This window comes from Mucisphaera sp. (assembly GCF_965279675.1).
Classification (GTDB): Bacteria; Planctomycetota; Phycisphaerae; order Phycisphaerales; family Phycisphaeraceae; genus Mucisphaera.
The window spans coordinates 2,346,580-2,369,720 of record NZ_CBDIIJ010000002.1 but is presented as its reverse complement, the minus strand read 5'-3'; the positions used below and the strand labels follow the sequence as shown (position 1 = coordinate 2,369,720).

Here is a 23,141-nt window from a genome sequence, read left to right as displayed (position 1 = left end):
GGTGAGCCCGATACTTCGCGACCCTGAGGTCGATGCGGATCGAAGGGTTGGAGATATTTGTTATGTCCTCATCGGGCGAAAAGAAGCTGCGGTTTGCGATTATTGGCGCTGGCGGGATTGCCGTTCGTCATCTGGATGCTCTGAAAAAGATGGAGGACGAGGTTGAACTCGTTGCTCTGGCGGACATCAGCGAGAAGACGATGGCTCAGCGGGCCAAGGATTATGACATCCCGGTAACGGGCTGCTTTACCGATTACGAGGAGATGCTGGCGAAGGTTCAGCCGGACGCGGTGAGCATCTGCACGCCTAATGGGCTGCATGCTCCGAACGCGATTGCGGCGAGCAAGGCGGGCGCGCATGTCATTGTTGAAAAGCCGATGGCGATGACGGCGGAGCAGGCTCAGGAGATGATCGATGCGGCGAACGCATCGGGTAAGAAGCTGGTGATCGGCTTCCAGTTCCGTTTTGATCCGCGGACGCAGTATCTCAAGCGGGCGGTGGATGATGGGGTGATGGGCGACCTTTTCTTCGGGCGGGTTCAGGCGATGCGTCGGCGTGGGATTCCGAACTGGGGCGTGTTTGGGCGGAAGGACCTGCAGGGTGGCGGGCCGATGATCGACATCGGGGTGCACATGCTCGAGCAGTGTCATTACGTCATGGGTTCGCCTAAGCCGGTGGCGGCGACGGGGATGTGCCGGACGTACATCGGCGATCAGCCTTCGGACAAGATCCACGTGCCGTGGGGCAGCTGGGACTACCAGACCTACACGGTGGAAGACATCGCGGTGGGTACGATCCGTTTTGAGAATCGTGCGACCATTCACATTGAGGCTAGCTTCGCGGCGCACACCGAGGACAAGCTGGACTTCGAGATCATGGGTACCAAGGGTGGTGCGACGTGGGATCAGCCGGTGATCCGTACCGACGATCATGGCCATATGCTCGATATCAAGCCGGGTTGGATCAAGAGTGTGAGCTTCCCGGAGTACTTCGATCTGAAGCTGCGTGATTTTGTGGATCACGTGAGCAAGGGTGCGGAGACGATGGCGCCGGCTGAGCACGGGCTGATGGTTCAGCAGATGCTGGATGGTGTTTATCGTTCGGCGGAGAGTGGCGGGGTCGAGGTCAGCATCGGTTGATGCTCTCGGGCCCGGTCAACGTTTCCAGAGAACGCCATTGCCGGCGCGGTTTGGGAGTGTGACGACGCCACGCTCGATGGTGGCGGCTTCGGCGGGGTCTTCTCCCAGCAGAAGGGCGCCGTCCATATCGACGTAGTCGAGCAGTGGGAGGAGTTGGGCGATGGCGGCGATGCCGACCGAGGTTTCGGTCATGCAGCCGACCATGGTTTTGAGTCCCAGCTGGCGGGCTCGGTCGAGCATACGTTTGGCAGGGGTCATCCCGCCGGCTTTGAGCAGCTTGACGTTAACGCCATGGAAACAGGGGGCGCAGCGGTCGACGTCGTCTTCGACGATGCAGCTCTCGTCGGCGATGACGGGCAGGGCTGATTCGGCGTAGACGCGTTCCATGCCGTCCCAGTCGTCGGCTTTGAGGGGTTGTTCGAGGAACTCGACGCCCAGTTCCTTGAGCGGTCCCGAGAGGTCGATGGTCTGCTCGGCGGTCCATGCGGTGTTGGCGTCGATGCGGAAGGTGGCCTCGGTGTGCTGCCGGAGTTCGCGGACGATGGCGAGGTCGTCGTCGGTACCGAGCTTGATTTTGTAGACCGGCCAGCCGTCGAACTCTTTCATCTTGGCGACCATCTTCGGGATGGTGTCGATGCCGATGGTGTAGTCGGTCACGGGGATGTTGGCGGGATCGAGCCCCCACAACTGGTGCACGGGCTTGCCGAGGCGTTTTCCCCAGAGATCGTGGGCGGCCTCGTCCACGGCGGCGAGAGCGAAACGGTCCTCTCCAAAGGCCGGCCGGAGGGCCTGCCAGAGCTGCTCGGGGGTCTGCCAGGGGGTTGATTCGATCTGTTCCCGGCAGCGTTCGAGGGTCTGGGTCATCGATTGCTGGGAGACGTTGTAGTAGGGGATGGCAGCGGCTTCGCCGTAGCCATGGAAGGGGCCGTCGATGAGTTCGACGACGAGGTTGTGTTGTTCGGAGCGGACGCCATGGGCGACGCGGAAGGGATGTCGGAGGGGGAGATCGAGGGGGTGAATCCGCAGTTGCATGATCGGGAGGCGATCTCCGGGTGCCTGGTGAGCGTAGGTGATAGGTGTCTGGGGCTAAATGACCGGGCTGGGACTCGAACCCAGGACCAGCGGCTTAAAAGGCCGATGCTCTACCGACTGAGCTACCCGGTCGGGGGTGTGGGCGGGAATTGTATCGGACAAAGGTGATGTTTTGGGCGCTGGAGCCTCCTGATGCGTGATTGTTTGTCTGAGTAGACGATAGGAGGCCTATGGGCAATGCGATTGCTCAGGTTGTGATGATCGCCTGGATCCCGGCGGTGCTGGTCCTGTTTGTGACCCTGCCCGCTCGGCGGGCTGTGGTGTGGGCGATTTTATTGGGCTGGCTGATGCTGCCCATGACGGGTTATCCGCTGCCGGGGCTGCCTGATTACACGAAGATGTCGGCGACGTGCATGGGGATTCTGCTGGGTTCGCTGCTGTTTGACCCGGACACGATGCTTCGGCTCAAGCCCCGATGGGTGGACCTGCCGTTTGTGGTGTTCTGCCTGTCGCCTTTTGTGTCCTCGGTCACGAACGGTCTGGGCCCATACGACGGGATGTCGGCGACCATCAGCCAGATTGTGACCTGGGGGCTGCCCTATCTGATCGGGCGGGCCTACTTCAGCAGCACGGAGGGGATGAAGGAACTGGCCCGGGGGCTGGTGATCGGCGGGCTGATCTACGTGCCGTTGTGTCTGTACGAGATCCGGATGAGCCCACAGCTGCACACGATGGTTTACGGCTTTCATCAGCACAGCTTCGGCCAGACATTCCGGATGGGTGGCTGGCGGCCGGTGGTCTTCATGCAGCACGGGCTGATGGTAGGCATGTGGATGTGTATGAGCGCCTTGCTGGCGTTGTGGTTTTGGCGTAGCGGGGCGATCAAACAGATGGCGGGTTTCCCGATGGGCTGGCTGGCGGCCTTCATGACCGTGACGGCCATTTTGTGCAAGTCGACCGGCGCGTGGATTTTGATGGCGCTAGGGATGATGCTTCTGTTATTCAAACAACCGATGCTTCGTGTGCTGCTGCTGGCGGCGATCGTGCTCGGGCCAGCGTTGTATTACGGAGTTCGCTACCCGAGAATAGTCTCGGGCGGGGCCGTGGTTGCCTGGGCCGATCCTTTTTTCTCCGATCAACGGATCGGGTCACTGAGCACGCGGATGACGAATGAGGACCAGCTCAGTGAGCATGCGATGCGGCGTCCGCTGTTCGGTTGGGGGGGGTGGGGCAGGAATCGCGTCAGGAGCGAAGATGGCCGTGACATCACGATAACCGACGGTCTTTGGATCATTATCGCAGGCACAAACGGGCTGATGTCTTTGGGTGCGTTCACACTGGCGTTCAGCTACCCGGGCTGGGTGCTGCTGCGTCGGGTTCGATCGCAGCTATGGGAGTTGGATTGGGTGCCGTATTTCGCGGGCCTGACGGTGGTAGTGCTGCTTTACCAGGTGGACTGTATTCTCAACGCCATGGTGAATCCGGTCTATACGCTGGTGCTCGGCTCGCTGATCGGCGTGTCGACGCTGATTCCGAAACCGGGGCGAAGGGCTTGAGTGATCCAGCGATGCATCAGGTGACGGACTCAGGCAAGGAAACTGCGGACGCGGTTGGCGTGGTGGTGATCGGGCGTAACGAGGGTGAGCGGCTGGAGCGGTGTTTGAAGTCGCTTGCCGACCAGCGTATCGAGCGGCTGGTCTATGTGGATTCGGGGTCGACCGATGGCTCGGTGGCGTTTGCGAAGTCGATAGGCTTTGAGGTGCACGAACTGGATTTGTCGAAGCCGTTCACGATGCCGCGTGGTCGTAACGAGGGGTTTTCGAGGCTGATCGAGCTCTACCCGGGTCTGCATTACGTGCAATTTGTGGATGGTGACTGCGAGGTAGAGACGGGCTGGATCGCGCGGGCGGCGGGGGCCTTGGACGAGCACTCTTCGGTCGCGGCGGTTTCGGGTCGGCGGCGGGAGTTGTTCCCGGAGGCTTCGATTTATAACTATCTGGCGGAGGTGGAATGGGATCGGCCGCTGGGCGAGGTGAAGTCGACGGGTGGGGATGTGATGATGCGTGTCGAGGTGTTTGCCGAGGTTGGCGGCTTTGATCCGTCGTTGATCGCTGGGGAAGAAGCCGAACTTTTTATACGCATCCGAGCCCTGGGTTGGAAGGTGCTGCAGTTGTCTGATCCGATGACGAAGCATGATTCAGCGATCACGCGCTTTTCGCAGTGGTGGAAGCGGTCGAAGCGGACCGGTCATGCCTACGCGGAGGGGATGGCGATGCACGGCTTCGGGCCGGAGCGTCATGAGGTGCGTCCCGTGCTGCGTTTTATGTTCTGGGCCGGTGTGATGCCGGTCATGCTCCTGCTCGGACTCGTCATGTCGCTGGTGGCTGGGGGCTACTGGTGGGTTCTGGTCGTTGGGCTGCTGCTGGCTCACCTGCTGGCTTATGTCAGGATCGTCATGGCTTTCCGGCATCGGCTGGGCCGGCGGTCGTGGTTGTATGCGTACTTTCTGATGCTGGGGAAGTACCCAGAACTACTTGGCGGGATGACCTACCTGCTGAATCGGTTGCGGGGTCGACGGACGGGGCTGATCGAGTATGACCGACCCGTGGCTGTTTCGAGATTGGGAGGTGAGGGTTGAGCAGCAGAGGTCCAGGCTGGCCGGTGGTGGGCGGGCAGCGTGCTGTCTTTCTGGACCGGGATGGCACGGTGATCGAAGATCGCGATTACCTGGCCGATCCGGATGGAGTGGCGCTGCAGGCCGATGCCGTGGAGAGTCTGCGGCGGTTAAGGGATGCGGGGTATCTGCTGGCTATCGTGACAAATCAGTCTGGCATCGGGCGCGGGTGGATGACGGCTGAGGACGCCGAGCGATGTAATCGGCGGACGGCCGAACTGCTGGAACCGCATGGGATTCACTTCGTCGGGATGGCTTTCAGCGGGACGGCACCGGCGACGGATGATCGGCGGGTGGTCGAGCATTTTGAGCGCAAGCCCGGAGCGGGGATGCTGGTGACCTTGGCCAGGGAGCACGGGATCGATCTGACCAGGAGTTGGATGGTGGGTGATGCCGAGCGCGACGTCGTTTCCGGGCGTCATGCCGGGTGCCAGGGGACGGTGCTGGTGGACACTGGTGGACGACGGGAGCCGGCGGCTTCTGGGCTTATCGCTACGGCGCGTGTGGGTACGCTGCGTGAGGCGGCGGATGTGATTCTGTCACGGTCGGAGGGCTGCGGATGAAGATCGCTTACCTCGTTAATCAGTATCCGAAGGTCAGTCACAGCTTTATCCGGCGGGAGATCGCTGCGTTGGAGGCGCTTGGGCATCGGGTGGATCGTTACTCGGTTCGTCAGACCGATTCGTTGGTGGATGAAGCTGATCGTGCCGAGGCCGAGCGAACGACGGTTTTGCTGCGCGGGTTCTGGAACCTGCTTCTGGTCGCTGCCTGGTGGAAGCTCAGGCATCCGATTCGGTGGACGCGGGCGAGCCTCACGGCGTTGGGCATGGGCTGGAAGTCGGATCGCGGGGTATTGCGGCATCTGATTTATCTGATGGAAGCGGCCAGGCTGGTGGCCGACCTCGAAGAGCGTCCGGTGGATCACCTGCACGTTCACTTCGGTACGAATTCGGCGACGGTGGGTTTGCTCACTCGGATGCTCGGCGGGCCGACCTGGAGCTTTACCGTTCACGGGCCGGAGGATTTCGACAAGGTGGCGGCGATCGGGCTTCCCAGGAAGCTGGTAGCGGCCGAGGGGGTGGTGGCGATCAGCTCTTACTGCCGGAGCCAACTGATGCGGTGGATGGCTGCCGAATCATGGGGGAAGATCTTCGAGGTGCACTGCGGGCTCGATGGCCTCTTTCTGGAGGCCGAGGTTGTGCCTTTGCCTGAGCGTCCGCGGCTGGTGTGTGTGGGGCGGTTGTGTGAGCAGAAGGGTCAGTTGCTGCTGCTGGAAGCCATCGCTCGTGTTCGTGACAGGGGTATGGAGGTCGAGCTGGTGCTCGCGGGTGACGGCGAGATGCGCGGGGTGATTGAACAGCGCGTCCGGGAGCTGGCGCTTGATGACCTCGTGACGATCACGGGCTGGGTCGATGCCAAGCGAGTTCGATCGGAGATCGAGTCGAGCCGGGCGTTGGTTCTGCCCAGTTTTGCCGAAGGGTTGCCGGTGGTGCTGATGGAGGCGATGGCACTCGGGAGGCCGGTGGTGAGCACCTACATCGCGGGGATCCCTGAGCTGGTCGAGGATGGGGAGAACGGCTGGCTGGTGCCGGCGGGTGATGTGGAGGCACTGACCGAAGCGCTGGTCGCGTTGCTATCCAGTGACCAGGAGCAACTCAGCGCGATGGGCGAGAAAGGGCGTGAGGCAGTGCTTGAGCGTCACGACGCCAGCAAGGAAGCACGAACGCTGGCTACGGCCTTCGAACGGTTCGGGGGGCGTGCATCGTCATGATCGCCTGGCTTCTGCTGTTTGTGGTGTTTCCGGTGGTCATGGGGATCGCGGTGGTGGTCTTCGAGGCGTGGGCTGGTTTTCTGCTGCCTGAGAGTGTTGATTCCGATCGGAGAGAGCCCGGGCCGATCGCGGTGCTGGTGCCTGCCCATGACGAGGCTGGCGGGATCGCTGACACGGTGCGGTCGCTGCGTGAGCAACTGCGGGCAGTCGATCGGCTGATGGTGATCGCGGACAACTGCACCGATGATACGGCTGCGTTGGCTCGTGAAGCGGGCGCTGAAGTGATAGAGCGTCAGCACGCCAGCGAGCGGGGGAAGGGTTACGCGCTGGCATTCGGGATTGAGCGACTTGCTGAGCGACCACCTGACATTTTGATCGTGGTGGACGCGGACTGCGAAGTCGTGTCGGGTGCACTGCGAACCATTGCTCGTCAGGCTGAGGTGACGTCGTGTCCTGCACAAGCCGTCTATCTGATGGATCCATCTCATCGAGCTGGACTAAAGACACGTATTTCGGTGCTTGCGTTTCTTTTTAAGAACCTGGTTCGTGCGCGTGGGCTTGCACGGCTGGGCTTACCGACACAGCTTACGGGTACCGGAATGGCGTTCCCCTGGGCAGTGGTCAAACTAGTTCCTTGGGCATCTGGTGATTTGGTCGAGGACATGGAGCTGGGGCTGAATCTGGCGGGGCAGGGGCATGCACCGATGCTGTGTGAAGCGGCTTTGGTGACGAGTCCGGCGGCTGGGAGTGACGATGCTGGAGCCACGCAGCGCACTCGCTGGGAGCATGGTCACCTCAACACGCTGCTCAAACGAGCGCCGGGGCTGATCGTGCGCGGGCTTCTGAGCGGTCGGCCCTCGCTGGTGGTGATGGGCATCGATCTGGCGGTGCCCCCGCTGGCGATGCTGTGTATGGGATGGGTTGCGGCCCTGTTGCTGAGTCTGCTGGTATGGGCCATCACGGGCGAGGGGGAATCAGCGAGCACGCTGCTGCTCGTCTGGGGTTTTCTGCTTGGCCTGACCGTTGTGGTGGCGGTGATCCGGGATGGTGCGGGCCGGGTGCGGCTGATGGATCTGCTGGCGGTGCCGGGCTACGTGCTCTGGAAGATCCCGGTGTATGTGAAATATGTGGTGGCCAGGCAGACGGCGTGGGTGCGGACCGAGCGAGACTGACCGGGCTTATTTCGCATCGAACCAGCCGCGGGCTTCGATGAGTGAGATCACGCGTTCGACGCAGGCATCCAGGTCCAGTTCGTGGGTGGGCAGGTCGAGGTCCGGTGCGGTGGGTGCCTGGTAGGGCGCGTTGACGCCTGCGACGTCCTGGATCTTTCCGGCTTCGGCCTGGGCGTAGAAGTCGGAGCCGGTACGTTGCCTGCAGTATTCGAGCGGGGCGGAGAGATAGATCTCTGCGAAACGGCTGGCGCCTACGAGTTCGCGGGCCATTGCGCGGTCGGCGGCGCTGGGCGAGAGGAACGAGGCGATCGTGATGAGTCCGGCGTCGTTGGAGATGCGTGCGACCTCGGCGGCCCGGCGGGTGTGCTCGGTGCGGTCATCGGCGTCGAAGCCGAGTCCTCGGCTGAGGCCGAGTCGGGTGCTCCCGCCATCGACGACGTGGACGGCGCAGCCGCGGTCGAACAGTCGGCGTTCGATGGCGTAGGCCAGCGCGCCTTTGCCGGCACCGGTGAGGCCGGTGATCCATAGGGTGAAGCCCTGGTGGCCGAGCTGGCGGGCTCGCTCGATCGGGGTGATGTCGCTGGTCTTGCCGACGACGAAGGGGCTCTGGATGACGGTCTTGTGCTCTTCGGCCTTCTCGCTGAGTTCGGCGGAGACGTCGAGGATCATGCCAGCGCCGACGGTGTTGTTGGTCAGGCGGTCAACGACGATGAAGGAGCCGGTGGTGCGGTTGGTCTTGTAGGGGTCATAGATAAGCGGCTCATCCGTCGTGATCCGGCAGCGGCCGATGCCGTTGAGTTCGAGCTGGTCGGCGTCCTGACGGCTCAGGGCGTTGATGTCCATGCTGTAGCGCAGGTCGCTGATGCGTGCGGGGACGACTTTGTGGGTTTGCTTGATGAGGTAGCCACGTCCGGGGGTCATGGGCTCGTCGGTCATCCAGACAAGCATGGCCTCGAAGTGACGGGCGATGCGGGGCAGGTTGCGGGGGTGGACGATCATGTCGCCTCGGGAGATATCGATCTCGTCTTCAAGGGTGATCGTGGGCGCCATGGGCGGAAAGGCCTCATCGATCTCGCCTTCGAACGTCACGATGCTCTTGACCTTCGAGGTCTGGCGAGACGGGAGGGCCATGACCTCGTCGCCGGGCCGGACGATGCCAGAGGCGAGGGTCCCGCAGAAGCCGCGGAAGTCGAGGTTCGGCCGGTTGACCATCTGGACCGGGAAGCGGAGGTCGATGAGGTTGCGGTCGGAGGCGATGTGCACCGTTTCAAGGAGGTGCATCAGGGTCGCGCCCTTGTACCAGGTCATGTTCTCGGAGGGGTTGACGACGTTCTCGCCGTGGAGCGCGGCGATCGGCACGAAGCGGATGTCGGGCAGGTCGAGCCGGGCGGCGAAGTCGGTGTATTCCGAGCGGATGCGGTCGAAGACTTCTTCGCTGTGTTCGACAAGGTCCATCTTGTTGATGGCGACGATCACGTGTCGGATACCCAGCAGGGAGACGATGAAGGAGTGCCTGCGTGTCTGGGTTAGCACGCCGTGGCGGGCATCGATGAGGATGATGGCGAGGTCGCAGTTAGACGCGCCGGTCGCCATGTTGCGGGTGTACTGCTCATGGCCGGGGGTGTCGGCGATGATGAACTTGCGCTTGGCGGTTGAGAAGTAGCGGTAGGCGACATCGATGGTGATGCCCTGCTCTCGCTCGGCCTTGAGGCCATCGGTGAGAAGGGCCGGATCGAAATCAGTGTTGGTGGTGCCGTAGCGATCGGAGTCGGCCTGGAGAGCGGCGAGCTGGTCTTCGTAGACCATCTTGGAGTCATACAACAGGCGGCCGATGAGCGTGGACTTGCCGTCGTCGACAGAGCCGCAGGTGAGCAGGCGGAGCATCTCCTTGCGCTCGTTCTGCTTGAGATAGCCGTCGATATCGGTAGCGATGCGATCGGCTTCGCGGGCTGCGTAGCTGGACGATGGGTTGGGATCGGTGGGGCTGGTGGTCATGGGCGGTGATTCAGCGGCTAGTAGTAGCCCTGGCGTTTCTTTTCTTCCATGCTCGCGCCGGGGTCCTTGTCGATGACGCGGCCTTCGCGTTCCGAGCGGGTGGCGAGGAGCATTTCCTGGATGATCTGGGGGAGTGTTTCAGCTTTGCTGGGGGTGGCACCGGAGAGTGGGTAGTCGCCGAGCGTGCGGAAGCGGACCCATTCCTTGCGTTTCTGCTTGAGGAGGTCTTCGGGCACGCGGTCGTCGTCGACGCCGATGAGTTGTCCTTCGAACTCGACGACATCCATCTCGGAAGCGAAGTAGATCGGGACAAGCTGGATGTTCTCCAGGTGGATGTACTGCCAGATGTCGAGCTCGGTCCAGTTGGAGAGCGGGAAGGCCCGGATCTGCTCGCCTTTGTGGACGGCGCCGTTGTAGATGTTCCAGAGCTCGGGCCGCTGATTCTTGGGGTCCCAGCGGTGGTTCTCGTCACGGAAGGAGTAGACACGTTCCTTGGCTCGGGCCTTTTCCTCGTCCCTGCGTCCGCCGCCGAAGGCCGCGTCGAAGTCGTATTTGTCGAGGGCCTGGCGGAGAGCGCCGAGGTTCATGACATCGGTGAAGGTTTTGCTGCCATGGATGAAGGGGCTGAGTCCCTGCTTGGCGCCTTCCTCGTTGATGTGGACCAGGACTTCCAGGCCGAGTTCGCCGGCGATGTAGTTGTCGCGGAAGTCGTACATGGACTGGAAGTTCCAGCCGGTGTCGATCTGCAGGAGCGGGAAGGGAGGCTTGCCGGGGGCGAAGGCCTTGCGTGCCAGGTGGAGCATCACGCAGGAGTCTTTGCCGATCGAGAAGAGCATCACGGGCTTGTCGAACTCGGCGACGACCTCGCGGATGATGTGGATGCTCTCGGCCTCCAGCGTGCGGAGGTGGGTGAGCCGATAAGCATCGAGGTGTTGGCTGGTTGGGGTGGCTGTGTCGGTCAAGGGGTGTCGGTCTCTCTGGCTCGCGGCACTCGGTGGGCTGTGGGTGTTACGATCCCCGTTAGGGGTTCATCGGCGTTTTTCGAGAACCCTACAGATTAGCGACCGGATCGCGGCTGTGGCTCGGCGGCGTCCAGATCGAGCCGGCTGGGAACAGGAGCATCGCTTGAGCGTTTCACAGGACGAGATGACCTACCGGCTGGCCATCGAGGCGGCGGTGCTGGCAGCGGAGGCCTGCCAGCGGGTTCAGGCCAGGCGGGTGACGCCTCAGACCCTTGAAAAACGGGACAAAAGCCCGGTGACGGTCGCTGATTTTGCCTCTCAGGCCCTTGTTTGCCAGCATCTGGCGACTCATCCGAGCGTGACCGCGGTGGTCGGCGAGGAGTCTGCGGACGAACTGCGGAGCGACGAGGAAAGAAGCACCCGGGAAGCCGTGGTGGAGGAAGTCTCGGCGTCGCTGGGGCGGGACTGCGGCGAAGAGGAGGTGCTGGCCTGGATCGATCGGGGGTCGGTCGAGATCACGGCGGGCAAGGGGGCATATTGGACGCTGGACCCGATCGACGGGACCAAGGGATTTCTGCGGGGTGAGCAGTACGCGGTCGCTTTGGCTTTGATTGAAGGGGGCAAGGTGGTCCTCGGGGTGCTGGCCTGCCCGAATCTGGAGATGCCGGACAGCCAGGGCTTAGGGACGCTGCTGGCCGCGAGACGTGGAGGCGGGGTCGCGCGGTACGCCTTGGGCCGAGACGGCTCTCTTGAAGCACGGGACCTGAAAGCGATCGAGGATGCCCCGCTGCGATTCTGCGAGTCGGTGGAGTCGGGGCATAGCGATCAGGGGCAGGCGGCGGCAATCGCCGAGCGCCTCGGTGTCACCGAACCCCCCTACCGGATCGACAGCCAGGCCAAGTACGCGGCGCTCGCGAGCGGGCTGGCGTCGATCTACCTGCGGATGCCGACACGGCCGGGCTACCGGGAGAAGATCTGGGATCACGCGGCGGGCTCGATCGTCGTGGAGGAGGCGGGTGGGACCGTGACCGATGTGCTCGGTCAGCCGCTGGATTTCTCGCTCGGTCGTGCCTTGACGGCCAACCGTGGGATCGCGGGGAGTCTGGGCTTTGAGCACGATCGGGTGATCGAGGCGGTGAATGCCGTTGCTACGCTGCCCGCGGAGTGAATGATGTCTGATCAACGCGCGACCAACGTGACCTGGCATGGCGGAGAGGTGACCCGAGCCGATCGCGAGCGACTGCTTGGCCAGCATGGGGCGACCATCTGGTTCACGGGCCTTTCGGGCAGCGGCAAGAGCACGGTGGCGGTGGCCGTGGAGGCCGAACTGATCAAGCGGGGTCGTCTCTGCTACCGGCTCGATGGCGACAACGTCCGGATGGGGCTCAATGCCAACCTGGGGTTTTCTGAAGAAGACCGGGTCGAGAACATCCGACGGATCGGCGAGGTCGCGAAGCTCTTTGCCGATGCGGGGGTGCTGGTGTTGTCCAGTTTCATCAGCCCTTTTCGTGAGGATCGGCGGAAAGTGCGTGAGCTGCATGCCTCGGCGGGGCTGGCCTTTATCGAGGTGCTGGTGGATTGTTCGCTGGAAGCCGCGGAGAGCCGTGACCCTAAGGGGCTCTATAGGAAGGCTCGTGCGGGGGAGATCTCTGATTTCACGGGCATCAGTTCACCCTACGAAAAGCCGGAAACGCCGGAGCTGGTGCTTGATACCGATCGGATGACGCTGGAGGAGGAGGTAGCCGCGGTGATCGGCGATCTCGAGCGCCGTGGGCTTCTGAACGTGGACGCTTCGACGGACCGATCTTAAAGCCATGCCCTGGGAAGCCTGGATCACGCTTGGAACGCTCGGGCTGATGATGCTCGCGCTGGCCTGGAATCTGACCGGGCCTGATGTGGTGCTGCTGGGCACGGTGGTCTTGTTGGCGAGTCTGTCGCTGTTTAGCGATCGGATGCCGGACGCGGGCGATCTCGTGCTGGGATTCGGGAATCCCGGGCTGATAACGATTGCGATGCTGTTTATCGTCGCAGCGGGGCTGCGTCATACCGGGGCGGCGGAGATGATGGCGCGGTGGTTTCTGGGACTGCCGAAGAGTGCGTTGGCGGCCCAGTCGCGGCTGATGCCGCCCGCGGCGTTGCTCTCGGGATTTCTCAATAACACGGCGGTGGTGGCGGTCTTTCTGCCAATCGTGGGCGACTGGTCGAAGAAGATCGGCGTCAGCCCGTCACGGCTGATGATCCCGCTGAGTTATGCGGCGATGCTTGGCGGGATGTGCACCCTGATCGGCACTTCGACCAACCTTGTTGTGCACGGTCGGATGCTCGAAGACCCATCGATCGGCAGTGGTCTGGGGATGTTCGAGATCGCCTGGGTTGGGCTCCCTTGTGCGTTGGCGGGGCTGGCCTACCTGCTGCTGGTGGGCCGCTGGCTGCTGCCCGATCGTCAGCCGGCCCTGCGGCAGGAGAACGGGGCCAGGGAGTACGCGGTCGAGATGATCGTGGAACCGGATGGCCCGCTGGTGGGGAGCACGATCGAGGAGGCCGGGCTGCGTCATCTGCCCGGCCTGTATCTGGCGGAGATCGACCGCGCCGGTACGTCGATGGCAGCGGTCGGCCCGAACGAGAAGCTGGCCTCCAACGACCGGCTGGTCTTCGTCGGGATGGTGGCTTCGGTGGTCGACCTTCGGAAGATTCGGGGGCTGGCTCCTGCTGAGCATCAGGTCTTCAAGCTCGACGCGCCCCGGTCGTCGCGGAGGCTGATCGAAGCGGTTGTCTCCAGCCGTTGCCCGCTGGTAAACAAGACGATTCGAGACGGTCGGTTTCGCTCGGTCTACAACGCGGCGGTGATCGCCGTGGCCCGCGACGGTCAGCGGCTGCAGCAGAAGATCGGCGACATCGTGCTTCAGCCCGGCGACACGCTGCTGATGGAAGCGCCTTCGAGCTTCGTCGATGAGCGACGTTACAGCCAGGATTTCTATCTGGTCAGCCCGATCGAGGAGTCGACCATCGTCAGGCATGAACGGGCCTGGCTGGCGATCGGGGTGCTGGCTCTGCTCGTGGTGCTTGTCGGCACGGGGCTGCTCAGCATGCTTCATGGAGCCATGCTGGCCGCTGGCTTGATGTGGTTGACGCGCTGCTGTACGGCGAGTGAGGCGAGGGCGTCCATCGACTGGCAGGTACTGGTGGTCATCGGCGCCGCGTTGGGCCTCGGGTCGGCGGTGGCGGCCTCGGGCGCTGCCGATGGGCTGGCCGATGCGATGATGTCGTTGACGGGCGGCAACCCACTGCTGGCGCTGGCGATCATCTTCGTGCTCGCCAACCTGTTTACAGAGTTGATGACGAACGTCGCGGCGGCCTTGCTGGTCTACCCCATCGCCACAGCGAGTGCCGAGGCGATGGAGCTGTCACCCATGCCGTTTCTGATCACCATCATGATCGCGGCTTCGGCGAGCTTCTCGACGCCGATTGGTTACCAGACCAACCTCATGATCTACGGTCCGGGCGGGTATCGATACACGGATTACACGCGGATCGGTTTGCCCCTGACGGTGCTGCTGCTGGTGATCACGGTCCTGCTGGTTCCGATGGTCTGGCCCTTCTGAGATGTAGGCTCAGAGCTGCTTCATCACGGCGGTCACGTTATCTCGCCAAGAGGGCATGGGGCCGATGATGGCTTCGGTGGGTGCCAGGTCGAGTACGGAGTAGGCGGGCCGTTTGGCTGGACGCGGGAACGTGTCGGTTGTGCAGGGAAGAATCTTGCAGGGCGAATGAGAGCGCTCAGCGACGTGGACGGCGAGGTCGTGCCAGGTGGCCTCGCCCCCATCGGTCACGTGCAGATAGCCTTCGGCTTTCGCGCGCATCAGGTCGAGCGAAGCTTTGGCCAGATGCTGCGCAGAGGTGGGACGCCCGCGTTGGTCGGCGACAACCTGAAGCACGTCACGCTCGCCGGCGAGCTTTCGGATGGTCAGCACGAAGTTTTTCCCCCAGGGGGCGTAGACCCAGCTCGTGCGCAGCGTCAGATGGCGGGCACCGGAGGCCTCGATGGCGGTTTCACCAGCGGCTTTGGAGCGGCCGTAGGCGTTGACCGGATCGCGGGGGCTGTCGATCGGGTAGGGGCTGGTGGCCTGGCCGTTGAAGACGTAATCGGTCGAATAGTGGATGAGCTGGGCATCCCGGGTCTTGCAGGCTTTGGCGAGTTCGGCAACGGCGTCGCCATTGATCTGTGTCGCCCGGGCTTCGTGCTCCTCAGCGCCATCGACATCGGTCCAGGCGGCGGCGTTGACGACGTGTGTGAAGTCGGCCGTGACAGCCGAGTGGATGCTGCGCGGGTCGGCCAGGTCCAGATCGGGCCGAGCGACCGCCTGATGGTCGATCGCCTGGGCTTCGAGCAGCTGCTTCCAGGCTCGGCCGAGCATGCCGTTAGGAGCGATGAGCAGGACACGCATGAGGATCAGCCTTCGTAGACAAAGGGCGAGTCGAAATCCCGCCAGGCCACAAGCTTCTGGTCTTTCTCGGAGAGGATCGGTGATCGGCCGCCCAGTTGCCAGTCGATGGCAAGATCGGGGTCGTCGAAACGGACGCCGGTATCGCAGTCGCCGGCGTAGATGTCGCTGACCTTGTACTGGAACTCGGTGTCGGGCTCTAGGGTCAGAAATCCGTGCAGGAAGCCGAACGGCACGTAGAGTTGGCGGGCGCTGTCGGGGTTCAGTTCCACAGCCACATGCTGCCCAAAAGTCGGCGAGCCTTTGCGGGCATCGACAGCAACGTCCAGGACGCGGCCGCGCGTGACCCGGACGAGCTTGGCCTGAGCGTGGGGCGGGGTCTGGCAGTGGAGGCCGCGTAGGGTGTAAGGGGCTGCGGAGAGCGAATGGTTGTCCTGCACGAAGACGTCAGTGATCCCGGCCTCGGCCAGCCGCGGAGCGCTGAAGCTCTCCATGAAAAAGCCGCGATGGTCGCCATGTTTCCTGGGCGTGATGATCCTGACGTCCGGGATGTGGGTGGCTTCAATCTGCATGGGTGGACCTGTGCCTCGGGTTGGGTGAAGATTTAGGCTTGTTCGTTGCGCGGACGTGTAAACGTGCGGCGATGGCGATCAGCACGATACCCGGGAGTTCAAACAGGGCGTTGTACCTGAAGTAGTTGCCCGGATCGATGGGCGTGCCGAGCCAGCTGTCGAGGTGATGGAAGGAAGCCGCACGGGCCAGCACAAAGCCGGCCACGAACGTCAGCCCGAGGATCGCGAGTCTCAGCCGCCAGAGCGAACGCCGCATGAACCAGAGCATGCCCGCGGCAACGATAAACATCAGGATACCGATGCCGAGCACAAAACCTGCCTGCAGAGATCGCCTCCGATCGAGCCAGCCTTGCTCTTTAGCCAGTGAGCGCCCCCAGTCGGTTACGAGGGACTGGAGATCGAGCTGCTTGTTCAGGCAGAGAAACGCCATCAGGCCCGCCACGATCCACCAGAAGAAGGCGTCGCGTCCCGTAGAACCCGCTGCTGCCTGGAGAGTGATAGCGGCGGCCAGTGCATAGGCGATCAGGATGGCCCAGCCCTCGAAGCTGGGGTCGTGCAGGCCGAAGTGCCAGCCGGCATCCTGCGCCTGCGCGATGAAAAGTTGGGGACACAACGACGGCGGCCCCCTGCTCAGACGGACTGCGGGACAGTGAGATCGAGCCGGTTGGCCCCCGCCTCTTTGACCAGAATGCTGGCTCGATGGAGGCTTTCGAAGGTGCCGGCGTCGGTCCACCAGCCTTCGAGGGTTTCATAGGTCAGGTCGCCCCGGTCGAGGTAGGCCTGGTTGACGTCGGTGATCTCCAGTTCGCCACGGCCGGAGGGCTTCTGTTCCTGACAGATCGAGAAGACGTCGTTGTCGTAGAAATAGATGCCGGTCACCGCCATGCTGCTGGGCGGGTTCTCGGGCTTCTCGATGATCTGATTGACCTTGCCCTCGTCATCGAAAGCGACCACCCCGAAGCGTTCGGGATCGTAGACTTCCTTGAGCAGCAGCTTGGCACCGGAGCCCTGGGTGAAGAAATCGCCCGCGGCCTTGCGGATGTTCCCTTCGATGATGTTGTCGCCCAGGATCACGCAGATCTTGTCGCCGTCGGCAAAGTCCTCAGCGAGTTTGAGGGCATCGGCGATGCCGCCCTCGCCCTCCTGATAGGTGTAGGCCAGTTGCTTGAGCCCGAGGTGCTTGCCGTTTTTGAGGAGCTTGAGGAAATCGCCCGCGTGCTCGCCACCGGTCACGATGAGGACCTCATTGATCCCGGCGTTGATCAGGCACTGAATCGGGTAATAGATCATCGGTCGGTCGTAGACCGGCAGCAGGTGCTTGTTGGTCACCAGCGTGAGCGGCCGGAGACGTGACCCGAGTCCGCCTGCAAGAATGACACCCTTCATCGGTAGCCCCTAAGTTAGGTCGATTTAGGATTGAGGATCGGTCAATCCGGGGGTAGGGTCAAGCCGATGGTTTAACGACGGACTGATTTCACCTCCCGAAGACCTGGAGAACACGCATGAAGATCCTGATCACCGGCGGCTGCGGTTTTATCGGGTCTAATTTTGTTCGTTTTGCGCTCGAATCCCGCGACGACACGGCGATGGTCAATCTCGATGCGCTCACGTACTCGGGAAATCCCGAGAGTCTGGCGGACATCGAGAGCCGATTCCCGGATCGGTACCGCTTCGTGAAGGGTGATATCCGGGATCTTGAGCTGATGACCTCCCTCATCGCTGAGGTCGATGTCTTGGTGCACATGGCCGCTGAGAGCCACGTGGACCGGTCGATCATCGACGGGCGGCCTTTCGTCGAGACCAATGTCCTGGGCACGCAGTGTCTGCTGGATGCGCTCAGGCGGGCCGATCCGAAGAATCAGAAACGTCTGGTGCACGTCTCGACGGATGAGGTTTATGGCGATCTGCCGCTGGATCGTCCTGAGATCAAGTTCACGGAGACGACGCCTTATTCCCCGAGCAGCCCCTACTCGGCGAGCAAAGCCGCTTCGGACCACCTGGTCCGAGCCTGTCAGCACACGCACAGGATCCAGGCCTGCATCACCAACTGCTCAAACAACTTCGGGCCCTACCAGTTCCCTGAAAAGGTCATCCCGCTGTTTGTCACCAACCTGATCCAGGGGATGAAGGTGCCTCTGTATGGCGACGGGCAGAACGTGCGCGACTGGCTGCACGTCATAGATCACTGCGAGGCCGTGCTGCTGGTTGCTGAGAAGGGCGAGCCGGGCGAGACCTACAACATCGGCGGGAATAACGAGCGTTCGAATCTCGCATTGACCCACGCGATCCTCGAGATCATGGGCCATGGCGAGGAGATGATCGAACGGGTTGCCGACCGCAAGGGGCATGATCGTCGGTACGCCATCGACGCCAGCAAGATCGCCCGTGAACTCGGATGGGAACCCTCCCGGTCGGCCTGGCCCGAGGCTCTCGAGACGACCTGCCGTTGGTATCAGGAAAACGCCAATTGGTGGCAGCGGATCCGGTCGGGCGCCTATCGCGAGTACTACGCCAAGCAGTACGAGGCCGGCAGCGGGTCTTTGAGCACGTGAAACGGTTGCTGGGTACAACGCTCGTATGAGCGAGTCCGAAACCAACCAACCACGCCCCCTGGTCTTTTCCCACGCCGGCGAGCACGACCCGGCAAAGGTCTGCGTCATTGCCGAGATCGGCGTCAATCACGACGGGTCTCTGGAGCGTGCCCAAACCCTGATCGAATCGGCCAAAGGCGCTGGCTGCGATGCCGTCAAATTCCAGTACTTCCGCCCGGAGCGTCTGCTATCGAAGCAGGCTGAGTTGGCGGCCTATCAGCAGGGGTCTGCGAAGTCGGCGGAGGACCTGCTCGGCAAGCTGACTCTGAGTCTGAAAGAACTGAAGACCCTGCGCGAGGCTGCTCGCGAAGCCGGGCTGGGCTTGGTGGTTACGCCTTTCAGTCTGGAGGATGTGGAGGAGCTTGCCGACCTGGAACTGGATGCCGTGAAGATCGCTTCGCCGGACGTCATTAATCGCCCACTCATCAGGCGCGTGCTGAAGCTCGACAAGCCCGTGCTCATCTCCACCGGTGCCAGCGAGGGGCACGAGATCAGTGAGGCCGCTGAATGGCTGTCAGATTACGAACCGGGCGGGGCCCTTCTGCAGTGCGTTTCTTCGTACCCGACCCCCATGGAGAAAGCAGCCTTAGGCGGGATCCGCTGGCTCCAAGACCGGCACCAGCTCCCCATCGGCTACTCGGATCACACCAGCGAGACCCTGACCGGCGCTTTGGCGGTCGCGGCGGGTGCCTGTCTGCTCGAGAAGCACCTGACCTACGACACCGGGGCCGAAGGCCCTGACCACGCCGCCAGCCTGAATCCCGAGCAGATGAGGACCTATGTCTCAGGGGCTCGGGAAGCCGCGCAGGCACTTGGTAGGATCGACAAATCCGCGGGTCCGGAAGAAGAGGATGTTCGCCGTCTCTCTCGGCAGAGCCTCTGCCTAACGAGAGCCGTCTCAGCCGGCGACCGGCTGACCGCTGCCGACCTGACCATCAAACGGCCCGGCGAAGGCATCCGACCAAAGCGCCTGAAAGAAGTTCTCGGCCGCTCGATGCGACGTGACAAGGGGGCGAATGAACTGCTGGTTGATGATGACCTGATCTGACGTCGTATCAGGCCGGGCTAGGCATCGACCCTGGCGGCAGATCGGGCTCAGGGGGCGACGCAGGCTTAGCCGGCTTGCTGTCGTCACGCTGCTTCTCGGCCTCGATGACATCGGTGACCGTCTTGCGGCCGATGGGCTCGCCGTTGACGGCCTTATCGACCTCCTCCGCCGTGAGGGTCTCGTACTTCATCAACGCTTCGGCCAGCCGCTCGGTTTCGATCCGATGCGTCTCGATCAGCGTCTTGGCCTCGTTGTAGGTCCGATCGATGAGCCCGCGGACCTCCTCATCGATCATCTTCGCGGTCTCGTCCGAGTAGAGCCGATCGGGCTGTTCCCAGGGGTTCTTGGCGTCGTCTACACCAAACAACTGGAAGCCCATCCGCTGGCTCATGCCGTACTCGGTAATCATGGATCGGGCGATCTCGGTCGCCTGGCGGATGTCGCCGGCCGTCCCGTTGTACTGATCGCCGGTGAACATCTCCTCGGCAATCCGGCCACCAAAGGCGACACGCATGTGCCCCAGCAGCTGCTTCTTCGAGAGGATGTGCTTGTCCTTCTCGGGCAACATATAGGTGCTGCCGAGGGACCGGCCTCGCGGGATGATTGTGACCTTGTGCAGAGGTTCGGCGTCGTCATCGTATTTCATGATGATCGCGTGCCCGGCTTCGTGGTAGGCGATGACCTTTTTCTCTTCCTCTTCGAGCTTGGCGCTCTTGCGCGACCGGCCCCACCGAACCTTGTCGCGCGCTTCTTCAAGGTCGACGTGCTCGACAAACTCCTTGCCCTGCATGGTCGCCGAGATCGCAGCCTCGTTGATGATCGCCGAGAGGTCGGCACCGGAGAACATCGGCGTGCCTCGGGCGATCTTCTCCATGTCGACCGAAGGATCGAGCTTGATCTTCTGCGCATGGACCTTCAGGATCTCCAGCCGCCCCGCCACGTCGGGCAGAGGCACTTGGATCTGGCGGTCGAATCGGCCCGGCCGTATGAGTGCCGGGTCGAGCACGTCGGCACGGTTCGTCGCGGCCATGACGATGACCTGATCGCTGGACTCGAAGCCGTCCATCTCGACGAGGATGGCGTTGAGTGTCTGCTCGCGCTCATCATGACCGCCGGAACTGAAGCCCGACCCACGCTTGCGGCCCACGGCATCGATCTCATCGAGGAAGATGATGCAGGGCGACGATTCCTTGGCCTGCTTGAAGAGATCGCGGACGCGGCTGGCACCGACGCCGACGAACATCTCGACAAAGTCGGAGCCGCTGATTGAGAAGAAGGGCACGTCGGCCTCGCCGGCGACGGCCTTGGCCAGCAGGGTCTTGCCGCAACCGGGCGAACCGATCAGCAGCACGCCTCGCGGGACACGCCCGCCAAGCCGCTGAAACTTCTTGGGGTTTTTGAGGAACTCGATGACCTCGGTCACCTCGTCCTTGGCCTCTTCGATGCCCGCAACGTCATCCAGCCGGATGGTCGAGAGCTCTTTGGTCATCAGCTTGTGACGGCTGCGGCCGAAGCCGCCAAGCATCCCACCACCGGCCCCGCCCGAGCGCATCGGCCGGATGAAGAAAAAGTAGATCAGGATAACGATGAAGAGGATCGGGCCCCATGCCAGCAGGAAGGGCATGAGGATGGAGTTGTTGACTTCTTCAACCACCTCCTGCTTGGCTTCGTCGAGTTGATGCAGACGGAGCGGCTTGGATTCTGGGCTGATCACGGTCTGCCGAAGCCGGTTGTCGCCCTCACCAGCCACGCCCGGCGCTTCCGGTCGAACCTTGCCGACAATCTTGGCGTCGTGCACCGTCACGGCTTCCTCGAACTGACCGGTCTCGGCCAGACTCAGGAACTCATTCCAGCTGATTTCCTTGGCCTGCTGCTGGACGTTGCCGGCAAGCAAGAGAACGGTGATCAGCAGCGTGCCAACCATGATCCAGCCGAAAAGCCCCCGCGACATCATGTTCGGCGGCTTGGGCCCTTGCGGGTTCTTCGGATCGGAGTCGCCGCGCTCGGGCGTGGTCTCGTCCTGGTCCTGTCGGTGCTGCTTGTCGAGGTCTCGATCCGGATCGGACATGCTGTTCCTTACTGGCGTGCGTCTCATCCACCCGAATCATAGCCGCCTGACCGCTTCAGCCGCAGGCATCGGGCCTGGAAGATCCCCATCCTTACATCGGTCCCCCGTCCGGGGTTCACCAATCGGCTCGCATCTCCGAGACCATGGTCCGTGCGAGGTTCTCAGCCGCGGTGTGCCTGGCCACTTCCAGCCGCTCAACGGCCGGGCCGGCGGCCACCTGCCGTCCCACCCCCATGAGTCCGCGAATACCGGCCCGCTCGGTCCCGTCGCGAAGGTCACGCCATTCGAAATCCACCCGGACCCGGAGTTCGAGTTCCTGAGGCAGTCCGACTTCCCGGACCCTGCTCAGCTGGACACGATCAGCGCTCACCACCGTTCCCTGAATGATGGTGTCGGCCGTACCGGGCGGGCCGATGCGGTAAGGCGTGCGCTTCTGGATCTCCGCGACCAGCGCCGCGGCGATCTCCTGCTCGATCTCCAGCAGGAAGGTCCTGTTCTCGAAGGTCGCTACGGCGATCGTGCGCACCTCGGGGTCGAACGCCTCGCCCGCCGAGTATTGACAGCCGACCAACATCGGCAGGACCAGCAGCATGAGCAGCCAGAGGCAGAGACGTGGACATCGACTCACTCGGAGACTCCCAGTTCGCGAAGGCGCTCGGCTGCCTGCTGAGCCGCCGACGTTCGCGGGTGTTCTTCGATCAATCTTTCGTAGAGCGTCGCAGCACTGCGGTCTTCACCCCGGCGTTCGTACCACTGCGCCGATGCCAGATCCGCTGACGCCAGCGACTCCTCGACACGAAGCAGCACGGCGTCGATCCCGACACGCTCAGCCGCCGCGGGAAACTCGGCCCGGTATGCCAGCAGCCTTTCGCGCGCTTCGAGCAGGCCCGTGGCGTCGTACCGCGGCCCCTTGAAACGTGCGAGATTCGACAGCACCAGCCGGAGCAGCGCCCATTCCCGACGCTGCGACTCGGGGTAGTTTTCCAGGAAGATGTCGTAGGCTTCGCTGGCGAGGAACATCTCTCCCTCGTCGTAGTAGTAATCGGCCAGCAGCAGGCTCGCGCGCTCACCCAACTCGCTACCGGGCACGCGCTCCTGGATCCTGATGAGCAGTTCCTCGCCTTCACCGTCGGCGGGAAGCAGCTGCAGCCCGAAGAGCCGACGCTTGACCCCGGAAACAAAGAGCCTGGCGATGTCGTACTCCCGTTCGAGGGCCGTGAAGAAGGCTTCCGTGCCGGGATAGACCCGTGCGACATACTCGTAATCGAACAGTGCTTTGTAGTAACGCTCCCGAGCCACCCAGGCGTCGCCTCGGAGCAGCCGGGCTTCAACCTCCAGCGGGTGGTTGGGGTAGGCCTCGATCCAGTCATTAGCGGCCCGCACCGCCTTCTTACCCTCATCCGCGGCAATCAACGCCCGGATCGCTTCGAGCTCGGCCTCAGGCGTGCCCGGCTCGGGACCGGCCTTACGCACCAATTCACCCTCATCGTCCAGCACATAAACCGTCTGAGCGTGCACCGGCAGGGTTGTACTGGTTGCCGCAAGGAGGCAGATGATCCAGCAAGAAATGTAGGCTCGCAGCGGCAGCAACGTCATACCGACATGCTACCGGCTCCGTGGAGAACGCGGGCGACACGAACAGCCAACCCGCTCTTGGCGTCTGCGATTCAAACAC

At 62.8% G+C, this 23,141-nt stretch carries 21 protein-coding genes and 1 tRNA gene; 11 read left to right on the top strand and 11 right to left on the bottom strand.

All coding sequences use genetic code 11. From position 1 onward, the window contains the following. Window positions 1–62 precede the first annotated feature (62 nt). On the top strand, window positions 63–1,139 hold the full coding sequence (locus ACQZAB_RS10195) for a Gfo/Idh/MocA family protein (RefSeq protein ID WP_428389410.1): 1,077 nt from the start codon (window positions 63–65) through the stop codon (window positions 1,137–1,139). A gap of 15 nt (window positions 1,140–1,154) precedes the next feature. On the opposite strand, the gene ACQZAB_RS10190 is transcribed toward ACQZAB_RS10195, so the two are convergent. After that, on the bottom strand, window positions 1,155–2,171 hold the full coding sequence (locus ACQZAB_RS10190; protein ID WP_428389409.1) for a dipeptide epimerase: 1,017 nt from the start codon (window positions 2,169–2,171) through the stop codon (window positions 1,155–1,157). Between the two features lie 59 nt (window positions 2,172–2,230). Further along, a tRNA-Lys gene (locus ACQZAB_RS10185) sits at window positions 2,231–2,303 on the bottom strand. 98 nt (window positions 2,304–2,401) lie between these two features. Between ACQZAB_RS10185 and ACQZAB_RS10180 the strand changes: the two genes are divergently transcribed. The 5 genes from ACQZAB_RS10180 to ACQZAB_RS10160 are packed head-to-tail and all read left to right on the top strand — an operon-like array spanning window position 2,402 to window position 7,788. Next, a complete protein-coding gene (locus ACQZAB_RS10180) occupies window positions 2,402–3,727 on the top strand; it encodes an O-antigen ligase domain-containing protein (RefSeq protein ID WP_428389408.1) in 1,326 nt (441 codons plus the stop codon). 11 nt (window positions 3,728–3,738) lie between these two features. Then, window positions 3,739–4,809: a glycosyltransferase gene (locus ACQZAB_RS10175; RefSeq protein WP_428389407.1), complete on the top strand. Its 1,071-nt coding sequence runs from the start codon at window positions 3,739–3,741 to the stop codon at window positions 4,807–4,809. Continuing rightward, entirely contained in the window at window positions 4,806–5,408 is a 603-nt protein-coding gene (locus ACQZAB_RS10170) for a D-glycero-alpha-D-manno-heptose-1,7-bisphosphate 7-phosphatase (protein WP_428389406.1), read from the top strand. The genes ACQZAB_RS10175 and ACQZAB_RS10170 overlap by 4 nt, the downstream gene beginning before the upstream one ends. Next, a complete protein-coding gene (locus tag ACQZAB_RS10165; RefSeq protein WP_428389405.1) occupies window positions 5,405–6,616 on the top strand; it encodes a glycosyltransferase family 4 protein in 1,212 nt (403 codons plus the stop codon). The genes ACQZAB_RS10170 and ACQZAB_RS10165 overlap by 4 nt, the downstream gene beginning before the upstream one ends. Further along, the gene (locus ACQZAB_RS10160; RefSeq protein WP_428389404.1) at window positions 6,613–7,788 is read left to right on the top strand and encodes a glycosyltransferase family 2 protein; all 1,176 of its coding nucleotides are present in this window, start codon (window positions 6,613–6,615) and stop codon (window positions 7,786–7,788) included. The genes ACQZAB_RS10165 and ACQZAB_RS10160 overlap by 4 nt, the downstream gene beginning before the upstream one ends. Before the next feature lie 6 nt (window positions 7,789–7,794). Here the strand turns inward: ACQZAB_RS10160 and cysN are convergent, their stop codons facing one another. Beyond that, on the bottom strand, window positions 7,795–9,783 hold the full coding sequence (gene cysN / locus ACQZAB_RS10155) for a sulfate adenylyltransferase subunit CysN (RefSeq protein WP_428389403.1): 1,989 nt from the start codon (window positions 9,781–9,783) through the stop codon (window positions 7,795–7,797). A gap of 17 nt (window positions 9,784–9,800) precedes the next feature. Next, complete coding sequence (gene cysD, locus ACQZAB_RS10150; RefSeq protein WP_428389402.1) at window positions 9,801–10,745, bottom strand: sulfate adenylyltransferase subunit CysD; 945 nt, start codon at window positions 10,743–10,745, stop codon at window positions 9,801–9,803. 163 nt (window positions 10,746–10,908) lie between these two features. Here cysD and ACQZAB_RS10145 point away from each other — a divergent pair, with 163 nt between their 5' ends. Genes ACQZAB_RS10145 through ACQZAB_RS10135 form a run of 3 tightly spaced genes read left to right on the top strand, consistent with a single transcriptional unit; the run spans window position 10,909 to window position 14,347 of the window. Continuing rightward, entirely contained in the window at window positions 10,909–11,913 is a 1,005-nt protein-coding gene (locus tag ACQZAB_RS10145) for a 3'(2'),5'-bisphosphate nucleotidase (RefSeq protein WP_428389401.1), read from the top strand. Window positions 11,914–11,916: 3 nt separating this feature from the next. Further along, entirely contained in the window at window positions 11,917–12,555 is a 639-nt protein-coding gene (gene cysC / locus ACQZAB_RS10140; protein ID WP_428389400.1) for an adenylyl-sulfate kinase, read from the top strand. 4 nt (window positions 12,556–12,559) lie between these two features. After that, on the top strand, window positions 12,560–14,347 hold the full coding sequence (locus ACQZAB_RS10135) for an SLC13 family permease (protein WP_428389399.1): 1,788 nt from the start codon (window positions 12,560–12,562) through the stop codon (window positions 14,345–14,347). A 9-nt stretch (window positions 14,348–14,356) separates the two neighbouring features. Here the strand turns inward: ACQZAB_RS10135 and rfbD are convergent, their stop codons facing one another. The 4 genes from rfbD to ACQZAB_RS10115 are packed head-to-tail and all read right to left on the bottom strand — an operon-like array spanning window position 14,357 to window position 17,145. Next, on the bottom strand, window positions 14,357–15,190 hold the full coding sequence (rfbD, locus tag ACQZAB_RS10130; RefSeq protein ID WP_428389398.1) for a dTDP-4-dehydrorhamnose reductase: 834 nt from the start codon (window positions 15,188–15,190) through the stop codon (window positions 14,357–14,359). 5 nt (window positions 15,191–15,195) lie between these two features. Further along, a complete protein-coding gene (gene rfbC, locus ACQZAB_RS10125) occupies window positions 15,196–15,759 on the bottom strand; it encodes a dTDP-4-dehydrorhamnose 3,5-epimerase (RefSeq protein WP_428389397.1) in 564 nt (187 codons plus the stop codon). Continuing rightward, entirely contained in the window at window positions 15,749–16,372 is a 624-nt protein-coding gene (locus tag ACQZAB_RS10120) for an isopropylmalate isomerase (protein WP_428389396.1), read from the bottom strand. Before ACQZAB_RS10120 ends, rfbC begins: the two co-directional genes overlap by 11 nt. A 17-nt stretch (window positions 16,373–16,389) precedes the next feature. Further along, window positions 16,390–17,145: a sugar phosphate nucleotidyltransferase gene (locus ACQZAB_RS10115; protein ID WP_428389395.1), complete on the bottom strand. Its 756-nt coding sequence runs from the start codon at window positions 17,143–17,145 to the stop codon at window positions 16,390–16,392. Between the two features lie 116 nt (window positions 17,146–17,261). Here ACQZAB_RS10115 and rfbB point away from each other — a divergent pair, with 116 nt between their 5' ends. Then, on the top strand, window positions 17,262–18,311 hold the full coding sequence (gene rfbB, locus ACQZAB_RS10110) for a dTDP-glucose 4,6-dehydratase (protein WP_428389394.1): 1,050 nt from the start codon (window positions 17,262–17,264) through the stop codon (window positions 18,309–18,311). 25 nt (window positions 18,312–18,336) lie between these two features. Next, window positions 18,337–19,398, top strand: a complete 1,062-nt coding sequence (locus ACQZAB_RS10105; protein WP_428389393.1) for an N-acetylneuraminate synthase family protein — start codon at window positions 18,337–18,339, stop codon at window positions 19,396–19,398. Between the two features lie 7 nt (window positions 19,399–19,405). On the opposite strand, the gene ftsH is transcribed toward ACQZAB_RS10105, so the two are convergent. The 3 genes from ftsH to bamD form a co-directional block, all read right to left on the bottom strand. Then, entirely contained in the window at window positions 19,406–21,466 is a 2,061-nt protein-coding gene (gene ftsH / locus ACQZAB_RS10100; RefSeq protein WP_428389392.1) for an ATP-dependent zinc metalloprotease FtsH, read from the bottom strand. A gap of 115 nt (window positions 21,467–21,581) precedes the next feature. Next, window positions 21,582–22,058, bottom strand: coding sequence for an LPS assembly lipoprotein LptE (lptE, locus tag ACQZAB_RS10095; protein ID WP_428389391.1), 477 nt, complete (start codon window positions 22,056–22,058; stop codon window positions 21,582–21,584). A 32-nt stretch (window positions 22,059–22,090) separates the two neighbouring features. Then, on the bottom strand, window positions 22,091–22,984 hold the full coding sequence (gene bamD / locus ACQZAB_RS10090) for an outer membrane protein assembly factor BamD (protein WP_428389390.1): 894 nt from the start codon (window positions 22,982–22,984) through the stop codon (window positions 22,091–22,093). Window positions 22,985–23,141 lie beyond the last annotated feature (157 nt).

Bases quoted from the DNA above. Each gene is read 5' to 3' on its own strand.
- ACQZAB_RS10135 (WP_428389399.1), top strand. From the start codon at position 12,560: ATGCCCTGGGAAGCCTGGATCACGCTTGGAACGCTCGGGCTGATGATG.
- rfbD (WP_428389398.1), bottom strand. From the start codon at position 15,190: ATGCGTGTCCTGCTCATCGCTCCTAACGGCATGCTCGGCCGAGCCTGG.
- ACQZAB_RS10195 (WP_428389410.1), top strand. From the start codon at position 63: ATGTCCTCATCGGGCGAAAAGAAGCTGCGGTTTGCGATTATTGGCGCT.
- ftsH (WP_428389392.1), bottom strand. From the start codon at position 21,466: ATGTCCGATCCGGATCGAGACCTCGACAAGCAGCACCGACAGGACCAG.
- ACQZAB_RS10115 (WP_428389395.1), bottom strand. From the start codon at position 17,145: ATGAAGGGTGTCATTCTTGCAGGCGGACTCGGGTCACGTCTCCGGCCG.
- ACQZAB_RS10190 (WP_428389409.1), bottom strand. From the start codon at position 2,171: ATGCAACTGCGGATTCACCCCCTCGATCTCCCCCTCCGACATCCCTTC.
- rfbB (WP_428389394.1), top strand. From the start codon at position 17,262: ATGAAGATCCTGATCACCGGCGGCTGCGGTTTTATCGGGTCTAATTTT.
- ACQZAB_RS10105 (WP_428389393.1), top strand. From the start codon at position 18,337: ATGAGCGAGTCCGAAACCAACCAACCACGCCCCCTGGTCTTTTCCCAC.
- ACQZAB_RS10175 (WP_428389407.1), top strand. From the start codon at position 3,739: ATGCATCAGGTGACGGACTCAGGCAAGGAAACTGCGGACGCGGTTGGC.
- ACQZAB_RS10165 (WP_428389405.1), top strand. From the start codon at position 5,405: ATGAAGATCGCTTACCTCGTTAATCAGTATCCGAAGGTCAGTCACAGC.
- ACQZAB_RS10180 (WP_428389408.1), top strand. From the start codon at position 2,402: ATGGGCAATGCGATTGCTCAGGTTGTGATGATCGCCTGGATCCCGGCG.
- ACQZAB_RS10160 (WP_428389404.1), top strand. From the start codon at position 6,613: ATGATCGCCTGGCTTCTGCTGTTTGTGGTGTTTCCGGTGGTCATGGGG.
- lptE (WP_428389391.1), bottom strand. From the start codon at position 22,058: ATGCTGCTGGTCCTGCCGATGTTGGTCGGCTGTCAATACTCGGCGGGC.
- rfbC (WP_428389397.1), bottom strand. From the start codon at position 15,759: ATGCAGATTGAAGCCACCCACATCCCGGACGTCAGGATCATCACGCCC.
- cysN (WP_428389403.1), bottom strand. From the start codon at position 9,783: ATGACCACCAGCCCCACCGATCCCAACCCATCGTCCAGCTACGCAGCC.
- cysC (WP_428389400.1), top strand. From the start codon at position 11,917: ATGTCTGATCAACGCGCGACCAACGTGACCTGGCATGGCGGAGAGGTG.